The organism is Ornithinimicrobium carbonis, assembly GCF_050703245.1.
Classification (GTDB): domain Bacteria; phylum Actinomycetota; class Actinomycetes; order Actinomycetales; family Dermatophilaceae; genus Ornithinicoccus.
This window is the reverse complement of the sequence record NZ_CP192647.1, coordinates 639556-657479: the sequence shown is the minus strand read 5'-3', so window position 1 is coordinate 657479 and position 17924 is coordinate 639556. Positions and strand designations below refer to the sequence as shown.

Here is a 17924-nt window from a genome sequence, read left to right as displayed (position 1 = left end):
CAGCCAGAGGGCGGCCACGACCGCTGCGAGGCCCGTGTAGACCCAGGCCGGGACCGCCGCGAGCGCGCCGGTGATGCGCTCCTGGAGGGTGAACTCCAGCTCGATGGTGTCCCCCATGCCGAGCACCCCGGTGATCCCGGCGGTGCCGTCGAAGCGCAGGAAGAGCAGCCCGATGACGACGAGCAGCAGGCCGGAGACCAGGGTGGTCGAGTGCACCGTCAGCGGGCCCACGGTGAGCATCCGGCCGCGCAGCCACCGCCGCCCACCGAGGTCGAACCGGTCCCAGGCCAGGGCCAGCAGGAAGAGGGGCAGCGCCATCCCGAAGGCGTAGGCGGCGAGCAGCACGCCGCCGGCGACGGGCGTCTCCCGGGTCGCGGCCATCGTGAGGATCGCCCCCAGCACCGGGCCGGAGCAGAACCCGGCCAGTCCGTAGACCGCGCCGAGCAGCACCGTCGAGAACAGGCCCGCCCCGGGGCTGGTCCGTCGGGCCGCGAGGTTCTGCAGGCGTCCCGCGAAGGGGATGCTCAGCCCGCGGCCCAGGATCATCAGGACCCCCATCGCCACCACGAGCCAGCCGGCCGTGGTCACCAGCAGCTCGCGGTGGCCGTAGAAGAGGCGGGACGCCGCGGCGGCCCCCACCCCCAGCGGCACCAGCGTGACGAGCAGGCCGAGGTAGAAGGCGGTCGTGCGCACGAGCTGGGCGGCCGGCGAGGCGAAGGCGTAGGCGAAGAAGGACGGCAGCAGCAGGGCGCTGCACGGGGAGAGCAGGCTGAGCACCCCCGCGACGACAGCCGCGAGCAGCCCGACTTCCATCACCGCCCGGCCTCCGCCTCCGCGAGGGCCTCCTCGACGACCTGGACGAAGACGTCGGTCGGCTGGGCCCCCATGACGGGACGGCCGTTGATGAGGAAGGCCGGGGTCCCGGTCACGCCGATGGACTGACCCTCCTGGAAGTCGCGGTCGACCGCGGCGGCCACCTCCTCCGACTCCAGGTCGGCGAGGAACTGCTGCCGGTCCAGCCCGACGCCCTCGGCCACGTCGGCCAGGAAGTCGGGGGTGACCCGGCCGCTGTTGGGCGGCTGCTGGTTCTCGAACATGGCCTCCTCGAACGCCCAGAAGGCGTCCTGCGCGGCGGCCGCCCGCCCGGCGAGCGCAGCCGTGCGGGACTCCTCGCCCAGGTAGGGGAAGTCGCGCCACTCGATCCTCAGGGAGCCGTCCTCGACGAACTCCTCGACGAGCACCGGTTCGGTCTCGCGGGCGAAGCGGCCGCAGAACGGGCACTGGAACTCCGAGTAGGCGATCATCACGACCGGGGCGTCGACCTCGCCCAGTGCCGTCGGGTCGCCCTCCTCCCTGCGGGCGAGCCCGTCCAGGGCCGAGACGATCTCCTCCTCGGAGGCGTCCGCGGCGGGCATGTCGACGGCACCGGCCTGGTCGTCGGGGCCCGCCCCGGCCGTCGGCTCGGACCCGCTGCCCTCCCGGTCCCCGCCACCGTCCTGTCCACCGAGGAGCAGGAAGGCGGTCACCCCCAGGAGGGCGACCAGGACCAGCACGGGCACCAGCAGCCGCCGCACGCGGGAGGGTGGCGCCGGTCGAGACGACGTGGGTCCTGACGTCGTGGGACGGCGCGAGGTGGTGGTCGGGCCGGAGGTGGTGGTGCGCTCAGGCACGAAGGGTCCTCTCCGAGGTGGTGGGAACGGCGCAGGCGAGCTCTCCGCGCAGACGCTGCACGAGGGCCAGGGCCAGCAGTGCCACGGCGAGCACCTGCAGGACGGGCTGGACGGGCTGGAACCAGGTCATCGCCCCGGCGTAGCCGAGGGCCAGCAGGACGAGCTTGTTGCACACCGGACAGCCGACGGCGAAGAAGGTGAGCAGGCCGCCGGCCAGGCCGCGGCGCCGGGAGCGCTCGGCCTCCGGCGCGTCGGGGGCGACCGGGGACCGGACGTAGGTGGCGGTGAGCAGGCCGGCCAGGACGGAGGAGACGACCAGCGACGGCCAGGCCCACCAGGTGACCGGGACGTCTCGGCCGAAGACCGGGTTGGGGACGAGGTCGGTCGGGACGCCGATGAAGACGGCGGTGGCCACAGCCGTGGCCACCGCCACGGACCAGCGGCGGGCGCTCCACCCGCGCAGGGTGCCGAGGGCGGTGAGCGTCCCCACCTCAGACTCCCGCCTCGACAGGCAGCCCGGCCTGCCGCCACTCCAGCATCCCGCCCTCGAGCCGCCGGGCCGACCGGCCGGAGGCCCGCACGAGCCGGACCGCGTCGGAGGCCATGACGCACCAGGCGCCACGGCAGTAGGCCACGATCTCCCGGTCCGGTCCCACGTCCGCCAGGATGGCCTCGACCTGGTCGAACGGGACCGATCGGGCTCCCTCGATGTGACCGGCGCGGAACTCCTCCGCCGGCCGCACGTCGAGCAGGACCACCTGGTCGGCCGCGAGCCGCCGCAGCAGCTCGTCCCGGTCCACCTCGTCGACGTCACCCTGCACGTCGTCGCCCAGGTAGGCGGACAGGGCCCGGTCGACGTCGGCCGAGTGTTCCTGGGCCACCGCCCGCAGCGAGGCGTAGAGGTCGAGCACGTCGTCGCCGGCCAGGGCTGTAGTGGACGCGGGGCCCGTCGCGACGGGTGCGCACGAGGCTGGAGAGCTTGAGCACCTGGAGGTGCGCCGAGGCGGTGCTCATCCCCAGGCCGGCCTCCCGGGCCAGGGCCTCCACGGTGCGCTCCCCCTGCGAGAGCAGGTCGACCAGCTCGAGCCGCTTGGCGTTGCCGAACGCCTTGCCCACGACGGCCAGGCGGTCGAACAGGTCGTGCTTCTTCTCATCCATCTCATCCTCCAAAGATCTTTGGAAGACCGTACCAACGAGCCTCCGGTCTGCCCAATCTGGGAGGACGGTGGGAGAGGGCCTCGGCGGTGCGTCGAGGCCTGGGCGGCCTGGGCGGTGGTGTGGGCGGGCGGTGGTGGTACCCCCGACGGGACTCGAACCCGCACTGTGCCCATTTTAAGTGGGCTGCCTCTGCCGGTTGGGCTACGGGGGCGCCGTCAGGATAGCCCCGCCGCGTGGCGGACCCGGGTCAGGACCGCGTCCAGCATCTCTCCGTCAGCGTTCCGGTGAAGGTGTTCTGCTGGCTGACGTGGTAGCTCCCGAACAGGCGGACCTCCCGTCCCTGCGGCGTGTGCAGCAGCGCCTCGGCCCCGTGCCCGAACCGCGGCCGGGGGCGCGGCACCTGCCACCCCGTGTCGCGGGCCGACCGCAGGAAGGCGTCCCAGCCGATGGCTCCCAGCGCCATCACGGCGCGCACGGTCGGCCCGGCCAGCTGCAGCTCGCGCTCGAGCCAGGCCGCGCAGGTCGCCCTCTCCTGCGGGGTCGGGGCGTTCCCCGGCGGAGCGCAGTGCACCGCCGCCACCATCCGCAGGTCGGTGAGCCGCAGCCCGTCCCCGGCGTGCAGGCTGGAGGGCTGCGAGGCGAACCCCGCGCGGTGCAGGGCGGCGAAGATCCAGTCCCCGGAGCGGTCCCCGGTGAACATCCGGCCGGTCCGGTTGGCCCCGTGGGCCGCCGGTGCCAGCCCCACGACGAGCACCGGGGCACCGGCGGCCGAGACCCGGGGCGGGACGTCCCCAGTAGGGCTGGTCGGCGAACGAGGCCCGGCGGCCGGTGGTGGCCACCTCCTCGCGCCAGTCCACCAGCCGGGGGCAGGCACGGCAGACCGAGACCCGGGCGTCCAGCTCGGCCACGTCGCGCGCGCCCGCGGCAGCCCGGCGGACGCCGGCCACCGTGCGGGCGGACCGGGTCGCCGACGTGGACGGGTCCTCGGGCCAGCCCGTGCCCGGCGGGACGGGCGAGTCGAACGGCTGCCCGGTGACGGGGTGCGGGCGGGGGCCGGAGCGCGGGGCCACGGGGCGGCTCAGGCCTGGGACAGCGCGATGCCGTCGAGGATGTCGGTCTCGGAGGCTCGCACGGTGGCCAGGCCGGCGTCGTGCGCGACCCGCTGCACCACGGTCCTCCAGACGAGCGCCCCCGCACCGATGACGTCGACGCGGCCCTCGTGCATGTACGGCAGGGCCCGTCGACGCTCCCGCGACATCAGGAGCAGGTCCGTGCAGGCGTCGACGACCTTCTCCACCGGCAGCTCGGCCCCGTGGATCCGGTCGTGCTGGTAGCCGGGCAGGTCCAGGGCGTGGGCGGTCACGGTCGTCACCGAGCCCGCCAGCCCGACCAGCGTGGCGACCCCTTCGAGCTCGACGTCCTGCGCCGCGTCCTGGACGGCCCGGACGATGTCGGACAGGGCCGCCCAGACCTGGTCCTCCGTCGGCGGGTCGTCGTCGTGCAGGTGCCGCTCGGTCATCCGCACGCAGCCGACGTCCACCGAGCGGGCGGCCTCGACGGTGGTCGTGCCCCGGACCAGCTCGGTCGAGCCCCCTCCGACGTCGACGACGAGGTAGGGCCCCTCCACCCCCCGGGTGCGCAGGTCCCCGGTCGCCCCGGCGAAGGAGAGGGCCGCCTCCTCCTGCCCGCTGACCACCTCCGGCACCACCCGCAGGTCGCCGAACGCCTCCCGGACGCCGTCGACGAACTCGGTCGCGTTCTCGGCGTCCCGGGAGGCGGACGTGGCCACGAAGCGCACGCTCTCGCACCCGGCGTCCCGGCAGAGGGCGGCATACCCCTCGGCCGCCGCCAGGGTGCGCCCCATGGCCCCTGCGGAGATCCGCCCGGTCGCGTCCAGGCCCTCCCCGAGGCGCACGACCTGCAGCTGGCGGGTGATCTCGTGCAACCCGGACGTCCCGTCGTCCCGGTCGTGCAGGTCCGCCACCAGGAGCCTGATCGAGTTGGTGCCGCAGTCGACGGCACCGACCCGTCTCACCGCAGGTCCTCCTCGGCCGGCAGGTGCGGGACCGACGGCTCGGTCCCGTCCGCCCCGTCCGCCTCCTCCGGCCGGTCCCTGCGGGCCTCGTCCGACCGAGGCGCTCGCCGGCCACCGTGCCCGTCGGCGTGCTCACCCTCGTGCTCGCCGTCGGCGTGGTCGAGCGGGTGGTGACGCCGGCACGTGTCCTCCACCCCGGCCCGCTTCTCGTCGCTCTCCTCATCGCCGGTCAGGGCGCCGCAGCAGCCGTCGAGCCACCACTCGGGCAGAGCCTCGATGGCCTCGTCCCCGAAGGGGTTGACCCCCGGGCCGGCGGCCAGCGCGTGCGCCACCAGGACGTGCAGGCACTTGACCCGGTTGGGCATGCCGCCGGCGCTGATCCCGGCGATCTCCGGGACGTCGGCCAGGTCCTCGCGACGGCGCAGGTAGTCGTCGTGCGCCTGGGCGTAGGCCCAGCGCAGCGACTCGTCCTCCTGCAGACGCTGCGACATCTCCCGCATGAGGCCGCTGCTCTCCAGCGTGGAGATCGCGCCCGTCAGGCAGGGGCAGGTGGCGTAGAAGCTGGTGGGGAAGGGCGTGCCGTCGGGCAGGCGCGGCTCGGTGCGGATGACCGTGGGACAGCCGCAGGGGCACCGGTGGGCGATCGAGACCACCCCTCGGGGCGGACGTCCGAGCTGACGCTCGATGACGCGCAGGTCCTCCTCCGTGGGGGTCTCGTCGACGGTCGTACGGTCGGGGTTGCTCATGGCTCCTTGGTCTCCGGAAGGCCCTCGTTGGCGGTCCGCACCGACTCCCACACCTGGCCGTACCAGGGGCTGTCGGCGAGGACCTCGTCGCTGACCGGTGCCATGCCGGGCAGGGCCTCGGTGTAGTCGGTGCCGGTGTCGTCGACGACGGTGAAGGCGGTCTCGCCCTCCTTGACGAAGCGCAGCCGCTGACGGGCCTGCTGCTCCACGTGGTCCTCGTCCTCCCAGAGGGCCAGCTCCTGCTCGAGGGCGGCGATCTCCTGCCGCTCGGCGTCCAGCTGCTGCTGCGCAGCGGTGATCTCGGCCCGCTGCCGCAGGTATCCGGACAGGACGGGGGCGACGACGAGACCCATCAGCACGACCAGCACGACGAGGGTCAGCAGGCGACGGACGTGGGCGGGGGCGTGGCGGTAGGAGGTCGCCGCCGAGGTCCCGGCCCCGGCGACGGCCCGTGCCCCCGGGCGGTGGCCGGGGCGCCGCGGCGCCGGGGCCCGCCCGGGGCGGGGGGCCGGTGAGCGCCGGTCCCGCGGACCGCGCGCGCTGCTCATGGCGGAGGTTCTCCTCGTCGTGGTGGTTCGTCGTCGTCCAGCGTATGCCGTGCACGTCCCGATCGGGGGCAGGCCGGGCGTCCGGTGCGCCCCGGGCGCGCCGAGGGGCCCCGACCCCCGGCGGCCCGACGCCGGGACGACGTCGGGCCTGCCTGGTCGGGCCCCTGGCGGCCCCGACGACGACGTGGCGGGGGCCGGTGCTGGTCAGCCCTGGGGCCGGAACCGGGGGAAGGCGCCCGCGCCGGCGTAGATGGCGGCCTCGTCGAGCTCCTCCTCGATGCGCAGCAGCTGGTTGTACTTGGCGACCCGCTCGGACCGGGCCGGCGCGCCCGTCTTGATCTGTCCGCAGTTGGTGGCCACGGCCAGGTCGGCGATCGTCACGTCCTCGGTCTCACCGGAACGGTGGCTCATCATGCACCGGAAGCCGTTGGCGTGCGCCAGCGCGACCGCGTCGAGCGTCTCGGTGAGCGAACCGATCTGGTTGACCTTGACCAGGAGGGCGTTGGCGGCCTTCTCGTCGATCCCGCGCTGCAGCCGGGTGGGGTTGGTCACGAACAGGTCGTCACCCACGAGCTGGACCCGGTCGCCGAGCCGCTCGGTGATCTGCTGCCAGCCCTCCCAGTCGTCCTCGTCCAGCGGGTCCTCGATGGAGACCAGCGGGTAGGCGTCGACGAGCTCGGCGTAGTACTCGGTCATCTCCGCCGCCGTCCTGCTCGACCCCTCGAAGGCGTAGGACCCTGCGTCGTGGAACTCCGAGGCGGCCACGTCGAGGGCCAGGGCGATGTCGGAACCGATCTCGTAGCCGGCCTTCCCGACGGCCTCGACGATGAGGTCCAGGGCCGCGCGGTTGGACTCCAGGTTCGGCGCGAAGCCACCCTCGTCACCCAGCCCGGTCGCCAGCCCGCGCTCCTTCAGGACCGCCTTGAGCGCGTGGTACACCTCGGCGCCCCAGCGCAGCGCCTCCCGGAAGGACCCCGCCCCGATCGGGGCGATCATGAACTCCTGGATGTCCACGTTGGAGTCCGCGTGCGAGCCGCCGTTGAGGATGTTCATCATCGGCACCGGCAGCACGTGCGCGTTGGGGCCGCCGACGTAGCGGAACAGCGGCAGCCCGGCGGAGTCGGCCGCGGCCTTGGCCACGGCGAGGGAGACGCCCAGGATGGCGTTGGCACCGATCTCGCCCTTGTTGTCCGTGCCGTCGGCGGCCATCATCTCCGCGTCGACGAGACGCTGCTCGGAGGCGTCGAAGCCCAGCAGCCGCGGCTCCAGGTCGTCCATGACGGCCTGCACCGCACCCTCGACGCCCTTGCCCAGGTAGCGGCTGTCGTCACCGTCCCGGCGCTCGACGGCCTCGAAGGCCCCGGTCGAGGCGCCGGAGGGAACGGCGGCGCGGGCGACCGTCCCGTCGTCCAGGCCGACCTCGACCTCGACGGTCGGGTTGCCGCGGGAGTCGAGGATCTCGCGGGCGATGATGGCGTCGATGACGGCCATGGAGCTCTCCTTGCTTCGTCGAACCAGCGGTCGTGGGGGCCACCGCCGACGTGGTCGGGCGGCCGGGCGGTGGTCCCGCCTGAGAGCCTATCCCCGGTCGGGCCGGGCGGGCGTCTCGGCTCCCAGGTCGGTGAGGGTGCGACGCAGCGCGGCGGCCGCGTCGACGTCGACGTCGTGCAGGCCCAGCACGACGTCCAGGAGCAGGGCCCCCGGGTCACGCTGCTCCAGCCGGGCGGCGGTCCAGGCGCGCAGCCAGGGGGCCTGCCCCGCCCGCCGCAGGCGGGAGGCGACCTTGGCCGCCCGGGCAAGCTCCGGCATACCCGTGGGGATCCCGTCCAGCACGTGCTCGCGCTCCCCCTTCTCCCGCGCCTTGAGCTGCTCCCACCGGGACTCGACCTGCTCGGCGTCGAGCACCTCCTCGGCACCGGGGGCGAAGACGTGCGGGTGGCGGTGCACCAGCTTCTCCACCAGCCCCGCGGCCACGTCGTCGACGTCGAACGGCTCCTGCGCGTGCTCGGCCGCGACGCGGGCGTGGAAGAGCACCTGCAGCAGGACGTCGCCGAGCTCCTCCTGCGCGTGCCCCCGGTCGGCCCCCTCCTCGTCCAGCCGGTCCAGGGCCTCGACGGCCTCGAAGGTCTCCTCCACGAGGTATGGCGTGAGGCTCGCGTGGGTCTGGCGGGCGTCCCACGGGCACCCGCCCGGGGAGCGCAGCCGGTCCATCACGGCCACCGCGTCGAGCAGGCGCGACCCCGGGACGTCCCAGGAGCCGACGAGCAGCTCCAGGGCGGGGGGGTCGTCCTCGGGCAGGCTCACCGCGAGCGCCTCCGGCAGGCCGGGGTCACCGTCGGCGGAGCCGATCCACAGCACGGACCCGTGCTCGTCGACGAGGTCGAGGAGCCGCCGGGCGAGCTCCGCGGGGGTGCCGGTGGCCCCGGGGGCGGGGCCGACGGGCACGACGTCGATGCCGGAGGCGGCGACCGCGGCCGGGTGCGGGTCCGCGGGATCGGCCGCCACCACGCGGGAGGCCGCGCGCAGGGCGCCCCAGGCGTCCGCCGAGAGCAGCCCCGGGGCGACCCGGGGGCTGGCCAGCAGCAGGGTCAGCCGGCGGTGTCGAACCGGATCCACTCGGGCACCTCGGGCACGACGCCGCCGTTGTCCACGTCCCACGCGCCGTAGCGGGGGTTGACCTCGACGTCGACGGCCGCCAGGTCCTCCTGGGTGACCTCCTGGGCCCGCTGGACGACCTCGGCCATCTCGGGGTCCTGCATGATCGCCGGGTCACCCAGGCGCAGCTGGTACTGCCGCGAGGTGGCGGCGGCCAGGGTCGCGGGGCCGGGGTCCGCGACCCCGCTGGCCGAGAGGACCTCGCGCACCTGGTTCTCGGACACGACGGCCGGCGACCCGGCGAAGACCTCCTCCAGGAGGGGCAGCAGCGCCAGTCGGCGACGACCTGCTGGGGCCCGCTCGGCTGGCTGGCCGCCTCGTTGAGCTGGGCGGTGGCCTCCTGCAGCTCGGCCACGCTGAACTCCTGGCCGTTGACGCTGACCCCCGGGTCGGAACCGACGCCGGAGCAGCCGGTCAGGGCGAGGGCAGCGGTCAGGGCCAGGGCGGGGAGGACACGCGAACGCTTCACGCGCGCCATCATCGCACGACCCCGACGCCGGGACGCAGGCCCCGCGGCCCTCCCCGAGGGGGCGCCACGGCGGGGGCCGACCCGTGGCCGTGCGCTCAGCCGCCCTGGCGCGCCGCGGCGGCGACGTCGTCCAGGAGGACCGCCCGGATCAGCTGGCTGGCCCACTCCAGGACCTCCCGGTCGCGCAGTGGCTTGCCGCCGACCCTGGCCGTCGTCGGTGCGGGGACGAGGATCTGGCGCAGCGCCGGCTTGATGATCGTCCCGGGGTAGAGGCGGTTGAGCCGCAGCTGCTGGCTCTCTCGCAGGGACTCGACCGGTGCCAGGCGGACCATCTTGCCCTGGACACCGACGTCGCTGACCCCCGCGGCCCGGGCGACGGTGCGCAGCCGGGCGACCTCCAGCAGGGTCTGCACCGGGGCGGGCGGTTCGCCGTAGCGGTCGAGGAGCTCGGCCCGGATCTCCGCGAGCTCGGTCTCGTCCTTGACCTGGGCCAGCTTGCGGTAGGCCTCCAGCCGCAGGCGCTCCCCCGGCACGTAGTCGTGCGGGAGGTGGGCGTCCACGGGCAGCTCGATCTTGACCTCGGCCGGGGACTCGTCGGCCTCCCCCTTGAAGGAGGCCACGGCCTCCCCGACCATCCGCACGTACAGGTCGAAGCCCACCCCCTCGATGTGGCCGGACTGCTCACCGCCGAGCAGGTTGCCCGCGCCGCGGATCTCCAGGTCCTTCATCGCCACGGCGATGCCCGAACCCAGGTCGGTGTTGGCCGCGATCGTCTGCAGCCGGTCGACGGCCGTCTCGGTGAGGGGCTTCTCCGGGGGGTAGAGGAAGTAGGCGTACGCGCGTTCGCGACCCCGTCCGACCCGTCCCCGCAGCTGGTGCAGCTGGGACAGGCCGAGCAGGTCGGCCCGCTCCACGATGAGGGTGTTCGCGTTGGAGATGTCCAGCCCCGTCTCCACGATCGTGGTGCAGACGAGCACGTCGAAGCGGCGCTCCCAGAAGTCGACGACGACCTTCTCCAGCTTGTGCTCGCCCATCTGGCCGTGGGCCGTCTCGATCCGCGCCTCGGGCACCAGGTCGCGCAGCCGGGCCGCGGCCTTCTCGATGGAGCCGACCTTGTTGTGGATGTAGAAGACCTGGCCCTCGCGCAGCAGCTCGCGCCGCACCGCCGCGCCGATCTGCTTCTCGTCGTAGCCGCCGACGAAGGTGAGCACCGGGTGGCGCTCCTCGGGCGGGGTGGCCAGCGTCGACATCTCGCGGATGCCGGTGACGGCCATCTCCAGGGTGCGCGGGATCGGCGTGGCCGACATGGCCAGCACGTCGACGTCGGTGCGCAGCGCCTTGAGCTGCTCCTTGTGCTCGACGCCGAAGCGCTGCTCCTCGTCGACCACGACCAGACCCAGGTCCTTGAACCGCACGGAGGAACCGAGCAGCCGGTGGGTGCCGATGACCAGGTCCACCGACCCCTCGGCCACCCCGGCGATGGTCTCCTTGGCATCCTTGTCCGACTGGAAGCGGGACAGGGCCCGGACGGTCACCGGGAACTGCGCGTACCGCTCGGCGAAGGTCTCGTAGTGCTGCTGGACCAGCAGCGTGGTGGGTACCAGCACCGCCACCTGCTTGCCGTCCTGGATCGCCTTGAACGCCGCGCGCACCGCGATCTCGGTCTTGCCGTAGCCCACGTCCCCGCAGATGAGCCGGTCCATCGGCACCGACTTCTCCATGTCGGCCTTGACCTCCTCGATCGAGGAGAGCTGGTCGGGGGTCTCGGTGAAGGCGAAGGCGTCCTCCAGCTCGCGCTGCCACGGGGTGTCCGGGGCGAAGGCGTGGCCGACGGTGGCCTGCCGGGCCGAGTAGAGGCGGATCAGCTCCGAGGCGATCTGGCGGACGTGCTTGCGGGCGCGGGCCTTGGTCTTCTGCCAGTCCGACCCGCCGAGCCGGTTGAGCGACGGGGCCTCCCCCCCGACGTACTTCGTCAGCTGGTCCAGCTGGTCGGTCGGCAGGAACAGACGGTCCGGCTGGCCGTGCCCGCGGGGCTTGGAGGAGGCGTACTCCAGCACGACGTACTCGCGGGTGGCCCCCTGGACCGTCCGCTGAGCCATCTCCACGAAGCGCCCCACACCGTGCTGCTCGTGCACCACGAAGTCCCCGGTGCGCAGGGCCAGCGGGTCGACCTGCTGTCGCCGCTTCGAGGGCATCCGGCGCATGTCCCGCGTGGACCCCCCGGTCGAGGCCTGACCCGTGAGGTCGGCCTCCCCGACCACGACGGCACCGCTGTCCGGGAGGGCGAAGCCGCGGCCGACCCAGCCGCAGGTGACGGTGACCACGTCCGGCACCACGGCGTCCTCGTGGTCGCGGGGCAGCTCCAGCACCAGCCGGTGGGGGACGTCCTGCTCCCCGAGCACCTCGGCGACGCGGCGCGCCATGCCGGCACCGTCGAGGCTCAGCAGGACGCGCCGGCCCTGCTCGAGCCAGGAGCGCAGGTCCCGGCCGACCGCCTCCCGGTCGCCCCGGTAGGCCTCCACGGGCGTGCTGGGGACCACGAGCGTGCGCACGTCCTCGTCCTCGGTGCCGGCCAGCTCGGCCAGCTCGGCGTCGGCGACGAACGCGGTCAGCGACCACCAGGGGTGACCGGTGGACAGGGTGTGGCCCCGCATGTCGGCGAGCGACCACGAGGAGGCCGTGCCGAGCGCCTGCTGCAGGTCGATCGGCGCCGCGCCGTCGGCGGTGGCCGCCGCGGCCCAGCTGGCCTGCAGGAACTCCTCGCTCGTGGCCACGAGGTCGTGGGCACGCGTGCGCACCCGTTCGGGGCCGAGCACCACGACGCGGGCCCCGGTGGGCAGCACGTCGACGAGGGTCTCCATCCCGTCGACCAGGACGGGGGCGAGGGACTCCATGCCCTCCGCGGCGATCCCCTCGGCCACCTTGGCGAGCAGGTCCGCGGCCCCGGGCAGGCTGCCCACCAGCGAGGCCGCCCGCTCGCGGACCGCGTCGGTGATGAGCACCTCCCGGCACGGGGGGGCGTAGAGGCCGTGTTGGGCGATCTCCAGGGAGCGCTGGTCGGCCACCTTGAACCAGCGGACCTCCTCGACGGTGTCGCCCCAGAACTCCACGCGGACGGGGTGCTCCTCGGTGGGGGGGAAGACGTCCAGGATGCCGCCGCGGACGGCGAACTCGCCGCGCCGCTCGACCATGTCGGTGCGGGTGTAGGCGGCGCCGGCGAGCGCCTCGACCACCTCGGCGAGCGGCCGCTCCTGCCCGGCCTGCAGGCGCACGGGCGTCAGCTCCCCCAGGCCCCTGACGATCGGTTGCAGGAGCGCCCGGACGGAGGCGACGACGACCCGGACCGGACCGGCCTGGGGGTCGACGGGGTCGGGGTGGGCCAGCCGCCGCAGGGTGGCCAGCCGGCGCCCCACGGTGTCCGACCGGGGGCTGAGCCGTTCGTGGGGCAGCGTCTCCCAGCTCGGGAACCCGACCACCGAGGTGGTCCCGTCCGGCAGGAGCTCACCGAGGGCGGTGACCAGGTCGTCGGCCTCGCGCCCGGTGGCCGTCACCGCCAGGACCGGCGTCTCGTCCGTGCGGGCCAGCGCCGCCACCAGCGCGGGGTGGGCGCCGGCCGCCAGGGACACGTCGACGGCCGGGACGCCCTCACGGGCGGCCTGCAGGACCGGGCCGGTCGCCGGGTCGGCGCACAGCAGGTCGACGACGGGTGAGAGGTGCATGGTGGGTCCTTCGCCGGGTGCGCGCGGTGGTGCCGGGAGGACGACCCGGCGGTCGTCCAGTCTAGGCGTCCTTGGCAGACCGGCCTGCTCCGTCCCGGGCGACCGGCCGTGAGGTCGTCGGGAGGACCGCCCGGTGTGCCCGGTGGCCCGTCGGCGCCGCGTGCCATGCTGGGGCCGGACCCCGGGGCGTCTGCGGTGGACGCCGGGAACGGGGGTCAGGGAGGATCTTCGACGTGATGACCCGTCTCGTGCCCACCTCGTGGGGCACCCGTTGGTATGCCGTGCTCGCGGCCCTCGTCCTCGTCCTGGGGGTGCTGGGAGCCGCACCAGCACGTGCCGAGGACCCGGTGAACCTGCCCGGTCCCGTGCACGACCCGGCGGACGCGCTCTCGCCGGCGCAGGAGGAGGCGGCGGCCGAGGAGGTCGCCGCGCTGCGCGAGGACACGGGCCTGCAGCTGTTCGTCGTCTTCGTCGACCGGTTCACCGACGGCGGACAGGAGGTGGACGGTCCCACGTGGGCCGAGCTGACCTCGGCGGAGTCCGGGATGGGCACCGGCGACCTCGTCCTGGCCGTCGCCGTCGACCAGCGGCAGTACGCCGTGGGCGACGTGGGGGCGACGCTGCCGCCGGAGACCGTGCAGGCCGTGCAGCTGCAGGACATCGAGCCGCGGCTCGCCCAGGACGACTGGGCCGGGGCCGTGAGCGCAGCGGTCGACGGCTTCTCCCGGGAGTCCACGGGCGGCTCGGACGGAGGTGGCGGTGTGGTCGTGCCCGACGACGAGCCGGTCCACCAGCCCACGTCCGGAGGCCTGGGCAGCGGTGTCGGCACGTTGTTCTTCGCCGCGCCCGTGCTGCTCGTGGCCGGCGCCGGCGTGGTCTCGCGGATGGGCCGGCGCAAGCGCCGCCCGGCGCAGGGCGTGCCCGTCCCGCCCACGGCCCAGGGCGTGTCCCTCTCCGACCTGCAGCGCCAGGCCGCCGAGGCCCTCGTCTCCACGGACAACGCCGTGCGCTCGGCCGAGGAGGAGCTGGCCTTCGCCGAGGCGCAGTTCGGCGCCCAGCGCACCCAGCAGTTCCGCGACGTCCTCGACCAGGCCCGCGCCTCGGCGAAGGAGGCGTTCTCCCTGCGGCAGCAGCTGGACGACGACCAGAAGGAGCCCGAGGACGTCGAGCGCAGCATGCTGGCCCGGATCATCGACCTGACCGGGACGGCCCGGCGGACGCTGGACGAGCACACCCAGGAGTTCGCCACCCTCCGCTCGCTGCAGGACCGCGCCCCGCAGTTCCTGGAGGAGCTGGCCGGACGGCTGCAGGAGACCCGCGGGCGCCTCCCGGTCGCCGACCAGGAGATCCGGGGCCTGGCCGCACGCCACCCCGCCCGGGCCCTGTCCACCGTGCAGGAGCACCGCCAGCAGGCCGGTCGGCTGCTCGAGTCCGCGGACGGCTTCATCGGCTCGGGGCGCCAGTCGCTGGACCGGGACGACCGGGCCTCCGCCGTCGCGGCGGCCCGGGCCGCCGAGGAGTCCATCGGTCAGGCGTCGGTGCTCCTGGACCAGGTCTCCCGGGCCGACGCGGAGCTGGCCAGCTCGGGCGAGGAGCTCTCCCGCCGGATCGCCTCCATCACCGCCGACCTGCAGGACGTCGCCCGTCTGGCTCCGCGCGACCCCATGGTCGCCCAGGCCGCCCAGCGCGCCAGGTCCGCCGTGGAGAAGGGCCAGGAGGCCCGCACGTCCGGTGACCCGCTGCGTGCCCTGGCCGAGCTGGACGCCGCCGAGAACGACCTGGACACCCTCCTTGCCCCGCTGCGGGACGCCGAGGCCCACACCAGCCGGATGCGGGAGAACTTCACCCAACGGGTCGCCCGCGTCGGCGCCCGGCTGCGCAGCATCGACGAGACCATCTCCACCCGGCGCGGGGCCGTCAACAGCGGCGCACGCACCCGCATCTCGGAGGCCCTGCGGGTCTTCGACGAGGCCCAGCGGGTCGCCGGGAACGACCCGGCCACCGCCATGGGGCTGCTCACCCGGGCCGAGCAGCTGGGCGAGCAGGCCCTCACCGAGGCCCGCAACGACCTCGACAGCTGGGGCGGCTCGGGCGGCGTCGGGGGCCCGGGCACGCGCCGGGGCGGGATCGACCCGTTGTCCGTCATCCTCGGCGGCATCCTGCTCGGCGGGGGCGGCGGCCACCGGCACAGCGGCGGCTGGGGCGGCGGCGGCTTCTCCGGCGGGGGCGGCGGCTTCGGCGGCGGCAGCTTCGGCGGGGGCGGGTTCGGCGGAGGAGGCACCTTCAGCGGCGGCCGCTTCTGATCCTCCCTGACCTGCCCCCGCCCCCCGGGCCGCGGCGGACGCGCCCACCGCCGCCGCCACGACGAGGACCGACGCCCACCGACCAGCACACCACGACCGCACCGATCCACACAGATGACCAGCACAGCACGACCAGTCACCACGACCGCCTGCACGGCGGAGAGGAAAGGAAGTCGAGCATGACGCAGAAGCAGACCATCCTGGGACGGATCAGCCAGATGGCCCGGGCCAACATCAACTCCCTCCTGGACCGGGCCGAGGACCCGGAGAAGATGCTGGACCAGCTCATCCGCGACTACACCAACAGCATCGCCGAGGCCGAGGAGGCGGTCGCCCAGACCATCGCCAACGTCCGGATGGCCGAGTCCGACCTGCAGACCGACCGTGAGGCGGCCGCCGAGTGGGGCCGCAAGGCGGCCGCGGCCGCGGCCAAGGCCGAGCAGATGCGCTCGTCGGGAGACCCCGACGGGGCGTTCAAGTTCGACAACCTGGCACGGGTCGCCCTCGGCCGGCAGATCCAGCACGAGAACGACGTCAAGAGCGCCGAGCCGACCATCGCCCAGCAGAACTCCACCGTCGAGCAGCTCAAGGAGGGCCTGCGGACGATGAAGACCAAGCTGGAGGACCTCAAGGGACGGCGCAGCACGCTCGTCGCGCGGGCCCGCAGCGTGGAGGCGCAGGGCAAGGTGCAGGACGCGATGTCCTCCATCGACGTGCTGGACCCCTCCAGCGACCTCGCCCGCTGGGAGGACAGCATCCGCCGCGAGGAGGCGCTGGTCCAGGGACGGGCCGAGGCGCAGTCCACCCGGCTGGAGGACCAGTTCGCCGAGCTGGAGGACCACGGTGCCGACGCCGAGATCGAGGCTCGGCTGCAGGCGTTGAAGAACCAGCAGGGCTGAGACCGGCCACCAGGACCCGAGGGACCCCGCAGGCCGTCGGCCCGCGGGGTCCCTCACCGTTCTGGGGCGGGGCTCGACGCCTCAGCGGGCGTGGTGGCGCTGCTGGGCCGCCTCCAGCCCCAGGTGGACCAGGTCGTGCACCGCGTCCTCCCCGTCCCCCACGAGCAGCTGGACCTCCTCGCGGTCGCGGGCCGGGAAGTCGGACAGGACGTAGTCGGCCGGGTCCTGGCGCCCGGGCGGGCGGCCGATGCCCAGGCGCACCCGCAGGTAGTCCCTGCTGCCCAGGGAGCCGCTCACCGAGCGCAGCCCGTTGTGCCCACCCTCGCCGCCACCGCGCTTGAGCCGGACCACCCCGAAGTCGAGGTCCAGCTCGTCGTGGACCACGACGACCTGCTCGAGGGGGACCTTGTAGAAGGTGCGCAGGCCCGCCACCGGCCCGCCCGAGAGGTTCATGTAGGTGGTGGGCCGGGCGAGCACCACCCGGGGGCCGGGCAGCCCACCGGGAAGGGTGCCGAGCCGGACCTCGGCGACGCCCGCGCCCGGCACCTTGTGGGCCCGCAGCGACCCGCCCGCCTGCTCAGCGAGCCGGTCCACCACCAGGGCACCGACGTTGTGGCGGTTCGCGGCATACCTCGGGCCGGGGTTGCCCAGGCCGACGACCAACCAGGGTGCGTCCATCGGGGCATCGTTCCTCTCGTGCGTGACGGTGCGGGGCGGCGCGGGGGCCGGACGACGGGGCGGGGACGGGCCGGGCGGACCGGCCGCGACCCTGGGGCGCGGCCCCGACAGCGCCATGGCCACGCCCCGCGGTCGGCGGGCGCGTGGCCATGGTCGCGGTGCTGGACCGCCCGGGTCAGTCCTGGGTGGCCGAGTCCTCGGCGTCCGCCGAGCCCTCGGCCGGGGCCTCGGCACCGTCGGCGGCGGCCTCGTCCTCGGGCTCGTCCTGCTCGATGCCGGCCTCGGACTCCGCCTCGGCCAGCTCGGCCTCCAGGGCCTCCTCGGACATGGCCTGCGAGATGTTGACCACCAGCGCCTCGGGGTCGGACACCAGGGTGACGCCCTCGGGCAGCTCGACCTCGCCGGCGTGGATCTGGGTGCCGGCCTCCAGGCCCTCCACCGAGACGACGAACCACTCGGGGATGTGGGTCGCCTCGGTCTCGACGGTGAGCTCGCCGTGGTCGGTGGTGACGATCGTCTCGGGGGCGGCCTGGCCCTCGACGTGCACGGTCACGTCGACGGTGACCTTCTCGCCCTTGCGGACGATGACGAGGTCGACGTGCTCGATGAAGCGCTTGACCGGGTCGCGCTGCACGTCCTTGGCCAGGGCCAGCTGGGTCTGGCCCTCGATGTCGAGGCTGAGCACGGCGTTGCTGTACTTGAGCGCCATCATCGTGTCGTGGCCCGGCAGCGTCAGGTGGACCGGGTCGGTGCCGTGCCCGTAGAGGACGGCGGGCACCTTGTCGGCCCGACGGATGCGGCGCGCCGCGCCCTTGCCGAACTCGGAGCGCTTCTCGGCGGTGATGCGGATCTGGTCAGCCATGCGTCGGAACTTCTTCCATGAGGGGGACGGTCTGGGTCGGCCTCGACGCGGGACACGGCACGGGCATCGCGGAGGCGCCGGCACCGGGCACGGACGGCCGGTGCGACACGCTTCGTCGAATCACGGCCACCGCAGACCGTGCGGTGTCCCTCGCCGAGGCAACTCGTAGAAGTCTAGCCCCT

The 17924-nt window shown here is 74.3% G+C and carries 15 protein-coding genes, 1 tRNA gene and 2 pseudogenes; 2 read left to right on the top strand and 16 right to left on the bottom strand.

Annotation, left to right across the window (positions count from 1 at the left end):
- Positions 1 to 216 precede the first annotated feature (216 nt).
- The 14 genes and pseudogenes from ACQ95T_RS03400 to mfd form a co-directional block, all read right to left on the bottom strand.
- Positions 217 to 813: pseudogene (locus ACQ95T_RS03400) on the bottom strand (cytochrome c biogenesis CcdA family protein); the annotation flags it as partial.
- The gene (locus ACQ95T_RS03395) at positions 813 to 1670 is read right to left on the bottom strand and encodes a DsbA family protein (protein WP_425939376.1); all 858 of its coding nucleotides are present in this window, start codon (positions 1668 to 1670) and stop codon (positions 813 to 815) included. The gene ACQ95T_RS03395 and the pseudogene ACQ95T_RS03400, both read right to left, overlap by 1 nt.
- Positions 1663 to 2160, bottom strand: a complete 498-nt coding sequence (locus ACQ95T_RS03390) for a hypothetical protein (RefSeq protein ID WP_425939374.1) — start codon at positions 2158 to 2160, stop codon at positions 1663 to 1665. Before ACQ95T_RS03390 ends, ACQ95T_RS03395 begins: the two co-directional genes overlap by 8 nt.
- A 1-nt stretch (position 2161) precedes the next feature.
- On the bottom strand, positions 2162 to 2551 hold the full coding sequence (locus ACQ95T_RS03385; protein ID WP_431473532.1) for a rhodanese-like domain-containing protein: 390 nt from the start codon (positions 2549 to 2551) through the stop codon (positions 2162 to 2164).
- Complete coding sequence (locus ACQ95T_RS03380; RefSeq protein ID WP_431473531.1) at positions 2481 to 2828, bottom strand: ArsR/SmtB family transcription factor; 348 nt, start codon at positions 2826 to 2828, stop codon at positions 2481 to 2483. Before ACQ95T_RS03380 ends, ACQ95T_RS03385 begins: the two co-directional genes overlap by 71 nt.
- Positions 2829 to 2962: 134 nt before the next feature.
- Positions 2963 to 3039 (bottom strand) — tRNA-Leu (locus ACQ95T_RS03375).
- 4 nt (positions 3040 to 3043) lie between these two features.
- Positions 3044 to 3898, bottom strand: a pseudogene (locus tag ACQ95T_RS03370) (uracil-DNA glycosylase).
- 8 nt (positions 3899 to 3906) lie between these two features.
- The gene (locus ACQ95T_RS03365; RefSeq protein WP_431473530.1) at positions 3907 to 4863 is read right to left on the bottom strand and encodes an exopolyphosphatase; all 957 of its coding nucleotides are present in this window, start codon (positions 4861 to 4863) and stop codon (positions 3907 to 3909) included.
- Positions 4860 to 5609: a DUF501 domain-containing protein gene (locus ACQ95T_RS03360; RefSeq protein ID WP_425939366.1), complete on the bottom strand. Its 750-nt coding sequence runs from the start codon at positions 5607 to 5609 to the stop codon at positions 4860 to 4862. The genes ACQ95T_RS03365 and ACQ95T_RS03360 overlap by 4 nt, the downstream gene beginning before the upstream one ends.
- Entirely contained in the window at positions 5606 to 6157 is a 552-nt protein-coding gene (locus ACQ95T_RS03355) for an FtsB family cell division protein (protein ID WP_425939364.1), read from the bottom strand. Before ACQ95T_RS03355 ends, ACQ95T_RS03360 begins: the two co-directional genes overlap by 4 nt.
- Before the next feature lie 204 nt (positions 6158 to 6361).
- Positions 6362 to 7648, bottom strand: a complete 1287-nt coding sequence (eno, locus tag ACQ95T_RS03350) for a phosphopyruvate hydratase (protein ID WP_425939362.1) — start codon at positions 7646 to 7648, stop codon at positions 6362 to 6364.
- An 87-nt stretch (positions 7649 to 7735) separates the two neighbouring features.
- The gene (locus ACQ95T_RS03345; RefSeq protein ID WP_425939361.1) at positions 7736 to 8773 is read right to left on the bottom strand and encodes a MazG family protein; all 1038 of its coding nucleotides are present in this window, start codon (positions 8771 to 8773) and stop codon (positions 7736 to 7738) included.
- Entirely contained in the window at positions 8746 to 9036 is a 291-nt protein-coding gene (locus ACQ95T_RS03340) for a hypothetical protein (RefSeq protein WP_431473529.1), read from the bottom strand. The genes ACQ95T_RS03345 and ACQ95T_RS03340 overlap by 28 nt, the downstream gene beginning before the upstream one ends.
- A 340-nt stretch (positions 9037 to 9376) precedes the next feature.
- Positions 9377 to 13000: a transcription-repair coupling factor gene (mfd, locus tag ACQ95T_RS03335; protein ID WP_425939357.1), complete on the bottom strand. Its 3624-nt coding sequence runs from the start codon at positions 12998 to 13000 to the stop codon at positions 9377 to 9379.
- A gap of 236 nt (positions 13001 to 13236) precedes the next feature.
- Here mfd and ACQ95T_RS03330 point away from each other — a divergent pair, with 236 nt between their 5' ends.
- Positions 13237 to 15303 (top strand): TPM domain-containing protein, encoded by a 2067-nt coding sequence (locus tag ACQ95T_RS03330; RefSeq protein WP_425940019.1) that lies wholly within the window; start codon positions 13237 to 13239, stop codon positions 15301 to 15303.
- A 179-nt stretch (positions 15304 to 15482) separates the two neighbouring features.
- Positions 15483 to 16202 carry a PspA/IM30 family protein gene (locus ACQ95T_RS03325; protein ID WP_425939355.1) on the top strand — a complete coding sequence of 240 codons (720 nt, stop codon included), beginning with the start codon at positions 15483 to 15485 and terminating at the stop codon, positions 16200 to 16202.
- 81 nt (positions 16203 to 16283) lie between these two features.
- On the opposite strand, the gene pth is transcribed toward ACQ95T_RS03325, so the two are convergent.
- Positions 16284 to 16880, bottom strand: a complete 597-nt coding sequence (gene pth / locus ACQ95T_RS03320) for an aminoacyl-tRNA hydrolase (RefSeq protein WP_425939353.1) — start codon at positions 16878 to 16880, stop codon at positions 16284 to 16286.
- A 175-nt stretch (positions 16881 to 17055) separates the two neighbouring features.
- Entirely contained in the window at positions 17056 to 17742 is a 687-nt protein-coding gene (locus tag ACQ95T_RS03315) for a 50S ribosomal protein L25/general stress protein Ctc (protein ID WP_425939351.1), read from the bottom strand.
- Positions 17743 to 17924: the final 182 nt, after the last annotated feature.

Bases quoted from the DNA above. Each gene is read 5' to 3' on its own strand.
- ACQ95T_RS03380 (WP_431473531.1), bottom strand. From the start codon at position 2,828: ATGGATGAGAAGAAGCACGACCTGTTCGACCGCCTGGCCGTCGTGGGC.
- ACQ95T_RS03360 (WP_425939366.1), bottom strand. From the start codon at position 5,609: ATGAGCAACCCCGACCGTACGACCGTCGACGAGACCCCCACGGAGGAG.
- ACQ95T_RS03355 (WP_425939364.1), bottom strand. From the start codon at position 6,157: ATGAGCAGCGCGCGCGGTCCGCGGGACCGGCGCTCACCGGCCCCCCGC.
- eno (WP_425939362.1), bottom strand. From the start codon at position 7,648: ATGGCCGTCATCGACGCCATCATCGCCCGCGAGATCCTCGACTCCCGC.
- mfd (WP_425939357.1), bottom strand. From the start codon at position 13,000: ATGCACCTCTCACCCGTCGTCGACCTGCTGTGCGCCGACCCGGCGACC.
- ACQ95T_RS03330 (WP_425940019.1), top strand. From the start codon at position 13,237: ATGACCCGTCTCGTGCCCACCTCGTGGGGCACCCGTTGGTATGCCGTG.
- ACQ95T_RS03325 (WP_425939355.1), top strand. From the start codon at position 15,483: ATGACGCAGAAGCAGACCATCCTGGGACGGATCAGCCAGATGGCCCGG.
- pth (WP_425939353.1), bottom strand. From the start codon at position 16,880: ATGGACGCACCCTGGTTGGTCGTCGGCCTGGGCAACCCCGGCCCGAGG.
- ACQ95T_RS03315 (WP_425939351.1), bottom strand. From the start codon at position 17,742: ATGGCTGACCAGATCCGCATCACCGCCGAGAAGCGCTCCGAGTTCGGC.